This window comes from Clostridium sp. (genome assembly GCF_016650095.1).
In the GTDB taxonomy this organism is placed as follows: Bacteria; Bacillota; Clostridia; order Clostridiales; family Clostridiaceae; genus Clostridium_AD.
Window position 1 is genome coordinate 1 of record NZ_JAENWL010000220.1, and the last position, 6,214, is coordinate 6,214.

General features: G+C 32.3%; 5 protein-coding genes. All 5 read right to left on the reverse strand.

The genetic code is table 11. The annotated features are described in order from the left end of the window. A partial coding sequence (locus tag JJE11_RS12590; protein WP_291636128.1) for a replicative DNA helicase occupies positions 1-1,262 on the reverse strand: 1,262 nt, incomplete at its 3' end. A gap of 133 nt (positions 1,263-1,395) precedes the next feature. Next, positions 1,396-3,294, reverse strand: coding sequence for a Lon family ATP-dependent protease (gene lonC, locus JJE11_RS12595; RefSeq protein ID WP_291636130.1), 1,899 nt, complete (start codon positions 3,292-3,294; stop codon positions 1,396-1,398). 70 nt (positions 3,295-3,364) lie between these two features. Then, on the reverse strand, positions 3,365-3,808 hold the full coding sequence (gene rplI / locus JJE11_RS12600) for a 50S ribosomal protein L9 (protein WP_291636132.1): 444 nt from the start codon (positions 3,806-3,808) through the stop codon (positions 3,365-3,367). Next, complete coding sequence (locus JJE11_RS12605) at positions 3,808-5,799, reverse strand: DHH family phosphoesterase (protein ID WP_291636134.1); 1,992 nt, start codon at positions 5,797-5,799, stop codon at positions 3,808-3,810. Before JJE11_RS12605 ends, rplI begins: the two co-directional genes overlap by 1 nt. 13 nt (positions 5,800-5,812) lie before the next feature. Continuing rightward, positions 5,813-6,214, reverse strand: a 402-nt coding sequence (locus tag JJE11_RS12610) for a DUF2232 domain-containing protein (protein WP_291636136.1), incomplete at its 5' end; no start/stop codon positions are given.

Genomic DNA, 6,214 nt, shown 5'->3' on the forward strand with positions numbered 1-6,214 from the left:
CCTATAGGTCCATTCCTTTGTTTTGCTATTATAAGCTCTGCTATATTTTTATCTTCCGTTTCAGTATCATAATACTCATCTCTATATAAGAACATAACGATGTCAGCATCCTGCTCAATCGATCCTGATTCTCTAAGGTCAGATAACATAGGCCTATGGTCAGCTCTTTGCTCTGGTGCACGTGACAGCTGTGATAGTGCAATAACTGGACATTGCATCTCTTTAGCAAGGGCTTTAATCGATCTTGATATTTCTGATACCTCTTGTTGTCTATTTTCTGGATTATTACCAGACATAAGTTGAAGATAGTCTATAACTATCATATCAATACCGTGCTCCATTTTTAATTTCCTGCATTTTGAACGCATATCCATTATAGAAGTACCTGCTGTATCATCAATGAATATTTTAGAAGCAGCTAGCGGGCCAGAGGCTTTCGCTATATTTTCCCAATCCCTATCTTCTAAATTACCATGTCTAAGCTTTGACATATCAACATTCGCTTCTGAACAAAGTAATTTATAGGAAAGCTGCTCCTTAGACATTTCTAGTGAAAATACTGCTACATTTTTACCTTCTCTAAGTGCTGCATACTCAGCTAAATTTAGTGCAAAGGTAGTTTTACCCATAGATGGTCTTGCCGCAATAAGGATCATATCTCCCTTTTGGAATCCAGCAGTTTTATCATCCAATTCTGGGAAACCACTAGGTATTCCAGTTGTTTCTCCTTTATTATTAAAAATTCTTTCTATTTCTAAAAATCCTCTTTCAAGTACAGTATTCATTGGTTCAAAATCACTTGAATTCTTTCTTTCAGCTATATTAAATACCTTTTGCTGTGCAAGATCCATTACTGCTTCTACATCATCCTGCTTGTTATAACAATTTTCCATAATTTCAGTTGAAGCTCTAATAAGTTTTCTTAAAATAGCTTTATCATCTACAATTTTTATATACGAACTTAAATTAGCAGTAGAAGGTATTGAGTTACTTATCTCTGTAATATAAGTAATTCCACCTGAAGCTTCTAATTTTTCAGCAGAACGTAAATGCTCAAGTAGAGTAATCATATCAATAGGTGTATCCTTTTGATATAAATCAAAAATAGCATTAAATATAACTTTATGAGAATCTCTGTAAAAATCATCACCTTTTAAAACCTCCACTACCCTCGATATAGCGGTTTTATCTATAAGCATTGATCCAATTACTGATTGTTCTGCTTCTAAGTTATAAGGCAGACTTCTAAGAGGTGTATCCATTTTTCATCTCTCCTAAAGTAATTTTTTTACCAAAGTAATGTTTTATGCCCTGCTAAAAAAGCAACATCGAAGATGATGAACAGCTTCGGAGGTGATGATTTAACAGGGCCATTAATTATAGTTAGTTTTATACTTATGCGAAGACTAATTTCATTAGTTCTTCAATGTTTGATGCAGCTTTTGTTTCAATATCCACAAGATCAATTGGTACTTCTTTTTCGTTATCACTTGGAAGTATAACAAGCTTAATTCCTTTTCTTCTTGCACCATAAATCTTTTCGAATATGCCTCCCACCGGTTTTATAATACCTCTTAATGATATTTCACCAGTTACTGCAATATCCTGCCTTAAAGGTTTGTCTAAAAGTGAACTAATTATACATACCGTTATAGCTGCTCCGGCCGATGGTCCGTCAATTTTACCGCCACCTATTATATTTACATGTATGTCATAGTCCTTAATATCTTTATTTGTTGTTTTCCTTATCACTGATGCAGCATTAAACACCGAATCTTTAGCCATACTTCCAGCAGTATCATTAAATCTTACCTGGCCTTTACCTTTTTCCTTGGTCTCAAATACTGATGTTTCTATTTCTATTGTTGATCCTATGTACCCTGATACTCCAAGTCCATATATGTGACCAACTTCAGATTTAGCTACTTTATCTAATTCCTCATAGGGAGTTAATCTACTTATAGATATAACATCTAATAAGTCCTTAATTTCAATTTTAATTTTGGAGTCCTTTATTGATTCTTTATTCTGCATAGCATACCCATACGCATCTGCTAAAATATTTACAGCTTTTCTTCCCTCAATTGTATATCTACTAATCGTTTCAGCTACTCCATCTCCTACTTCAACCTCTAATTTATTCGCAGCATTTACTACGATATTTTCAATATCCTTCGCAGTTAATGGTTCAAAATAAACTTCAGTGCATCTTGATCTGAGTGCTGGGTTTATTTCTGATGGTTCTTTAGTCGTTGCCCCTATTAAAACAAAATCTGCTGGAGCACCTTTATCAAATAAATATTTTATATATTTAGGTGTGTTTTCATCTTCAGGATCATAATAAGATGATGAAAACTCAACCCTTTTATCTTCTAGTACTTTGAGCAGTTTGTTTTGAAGTATATTATCAAGTTCTCCTATTTCATCAATAAATAATATTCCTCCATGAGCTTCTGTAACAAGACCTGTTTTTGGTTCAGGAATTCCACCCTCAGCTAGATCTCTCTTACTTCCCTGGTATATTGGGTCGTGTACGGATCCGAGTAGAGGATTTGTTATTTCTCTTGGGTCCCATCTGAGTGTCGCACCATCCACTTCTACAAATTTAGCATCTTTATCATAAACCGTGTAACTTAGCTTTTTAGCTTCTTCAAGAGCAAGCCTAGCTGCAGTAGTCTTACCAACTCCTGGTGGTCCATAGAGAATTATATGTTGAGGATATGGCGATGCCATTTTAGATAACAGAGATTTTATAGCTCTTTCTTGTCCAACTATTTCACTAAAGCTCTCTGGTCTTAGCATAGCTTGTATATTTTTAGTAAGTTTTCTTTTATCAAGTGCTTGAAGATCCTCATATTTCTTAAGCGTTTTAGCATTTTCAGGACCTTTTTGTTTCTTTATTATGCTAAGCCTTACTTCATCAATATATTTATCTTGCTTTTCCATTAGATTTTTTTCTACTTCAGCTTCAATTTTATTTTGCACATATCTTTTAGCAATTTCTTCAGTAAGCCACTCATTAGTATTGTCTAGCACCTCATGTACATTTTTTTGATTGGGCACTATCTCTATGCCCTTACCATCACTAATGATTTTATTTAAAGCATATAATCTTTTATACATGTCTTCGCTTTTAATATGCTTTTGAAGTTTAAATTTTATAGTTTTAGCCTTTATACTGCTCTCATCTATTACATTCCTCATTATTTCATATAAAACGTCGATTTGTGTATCTAGTGGTAATGTATCTTTTGCAACTTGTTCTCCAATTTTATTAACGTATAATGTCTTCAAAGTCAATCCGCTTCCATAAATATAACTATCAAATATTTACTAAAGCGTTTCCTCCCTTCGTTTTATATGATTATTCCTCACAAACAAGAACTTTTACCTTAGTAGATATTTCTGGATATATTTTAATTTCTACTTCATAAGTTCCTAATAATTTTATTGTATCTGATACTATTTTCTTTTTATCAACATCTAAATTACATTGTTTATTTAACGCTATTGCTATGTCTTTACTTGTAATTGCACCGAATAGCTTTCCATTTTCTCCTGCTTTCCCAATTATTTTCACAACTTTATCCTTAAGTTCATTAGCTAATTTTTGCGCATCCTCAATCTCAGATGTTTTCTTTTTTCTTTCAGTTTCGTTCTTTTTATTTAACATATGCATATTCGAGTCTGTAGCTTCCGCTGCGAGTTTCCTTGGAAATAAAAAATTTCTCGCATATCCATCTGCAGCATTTATCACATCATCCTTTTTACCTACACTTTTAATATCTTTTAATAATATAACTTTCATTATTTTTCACCTTCCCGTATGTATTTGTCTATAGCTTGATTTAATTTCACCACTACTTCTTCAAGTTTAAGTGAAGTAAATTTTGTGCCAGCCATAGTCATGTGTCCACCCCCACCCAATGTCTCGAGTATTAGCTGTACATTTATTTTCCCAAGAGACCTTCCGCTAATAAATACTTCTTCTCCTACTTTAACAATAACAAATGATGCTTCGATGCCATTAATATTTAAAAGCTCATCCGCTGCTTGGGCCGCTAATACAACGTCTTCTATTATTAGGGGACAAACGGCTATAGCAATTTCATTTTTAACCTCTGCTGATCTTATAATATCAGCTCTTTTTAAATAAATATTTAAATCATCAGAAAACATTTTTTTGACATCCATAGTATCTGCACCATGACGCCTTAAAAAAGCAGCCGCTTCAAAGGTCCTAACTCCTGTTTTAATAGAAAAATTCTTTGTATCCACACATATTCCAGCCAGGAGACACACTGCTTCTATATTCTTAAGCTTTGGCTTATCTACCATATATTGAATCATCTCAGTAACTAATTCTGCAGTAGACGATGCGTAAGTTTCCATATAACTCAGCACTGCACCGTGTATAAAATCTTGCGATTTTCTATGATGATCGATTATAACTACTTTTTCTACATCTTTAACTATTTCTAAATTTTCCACATGACTTTCATTGTGGACATCTACTATTATAAGCAGACTATTTGAATTTTTAATACTTTTAAATTTCTCACATGTTATAAAAGTATTTTTGTATTCTCCATCTTTAAGTAATATATCCATCATGCTTTTTATGCCACTATTTATTCCTTCGAGAATAATGTAGCACTCTTTGTTTAAACTATTAATAATACTATATAGACCAATAGCTGAGCCCAAACAATCAGGATCAAAATTTGTGTGCCCCATAATGAAAACTATATTACTCTCATTTACTAAATCCATTAATGCATGAGCAATAACCCTTGCGCGAACCTTGGTTCTTTTCTCTACCTCTTTTGTTTTTCCTCCAAAGAAAGATAGTTTATCACCTTTTTTTACTACTACCTGGTCACCACCACGACCCAATGCTAGTTCCTTAGCTGAAGTAGCAAATTCATAGTTTTTAAGTGGAGTATCTTCTCCCCTACCTACACCTATAGTTAAAGTAACTGCAAGTTTATTACCATTACTTATTTCGCGAACACTATCTAGAATATCAAATTTCTTTTCTATTTCTTTTTCAATATACTTATCTTGAACTATAATAACATACTTATTCGATGTATATTTTTTTACCACAGCATTTATACTCTGCCCATAACTATTTATTGTTCGCTCAATATCCGCTACAAGCAACGGTGCCTTATCTTCCTCTGTAGTTTTAACAACATCATCAAGATTATCAACTTCTACTAGCATAACACTTTCTCGGTTACCATTAATACCTTTAACTAAATTAGTCTTTTCTGTTATATCATAAAAATATAAAAGCATAATTTTATCTTTAACATTTTTATTTTCGTTTGTATCAACAATATTGGTGTAAATTTCATACCAATTATCTTTTATTCTAATATTTGGGAATATACTCTTTTTACCCTCTAAAACCTGTTTTAAATTAAGTTCCTTAATTATCTCCCTAATATTTCTATTTAAAAGATCCTCGCCTTCAAGCATTGTTGTTACACTTTGATTATACCATAAAATGTTTCCCATATACCCTATTATTATTAGTGGAAAAGGAAGCTTTACCAAAGTACTTGTAGTTGCTATATCAAGTTTAGATGAAAAATTCTCAATAAATTCTTTCCATTCGTTTTTTTTGATTTTAGAGTTGTAAATATTATACACTACTAATATTGCATATAGCACAAGCGCTAGCCATCCTACTAGCAAATGTCCATAATAAAATATTATATATATAAGTAAGGCCATCGACACCATATATATTTTATTATTAACATTAAAGTAATTATATTTATTATCCATGATTCGCCCCCAATTATTTTCTTTTAAATCTATATGGGTCAAGCTTTCTAAAGTCAAAAGCCATTTCCATGAGTCCTATTGAAAAGTAAATGCTACCTAGAGGCGATATTATTATTAACACCAAAATTAATAAAACTACTGGTTTAGATAAATTTCTTTTAACTCTTAGAAAATATGCACTTGCAGCTAATCCATTTATAATAAATATATACTGCGTAAGTATTTGAGAGGAATTTAGTATATAATCCCCGCCAAATATATTTTTCGATGAAAGTATTATGCCTATACATACAGTGCCTATTAATACGGCTCCTACTATGTTATTAACACAAAATCTGCTGAAAGGTACTACTTCCTCCATTTTATAGTTTAGCTTCGTGAGTATCGCTCTAGACACCGTATAATTCAAATAAGC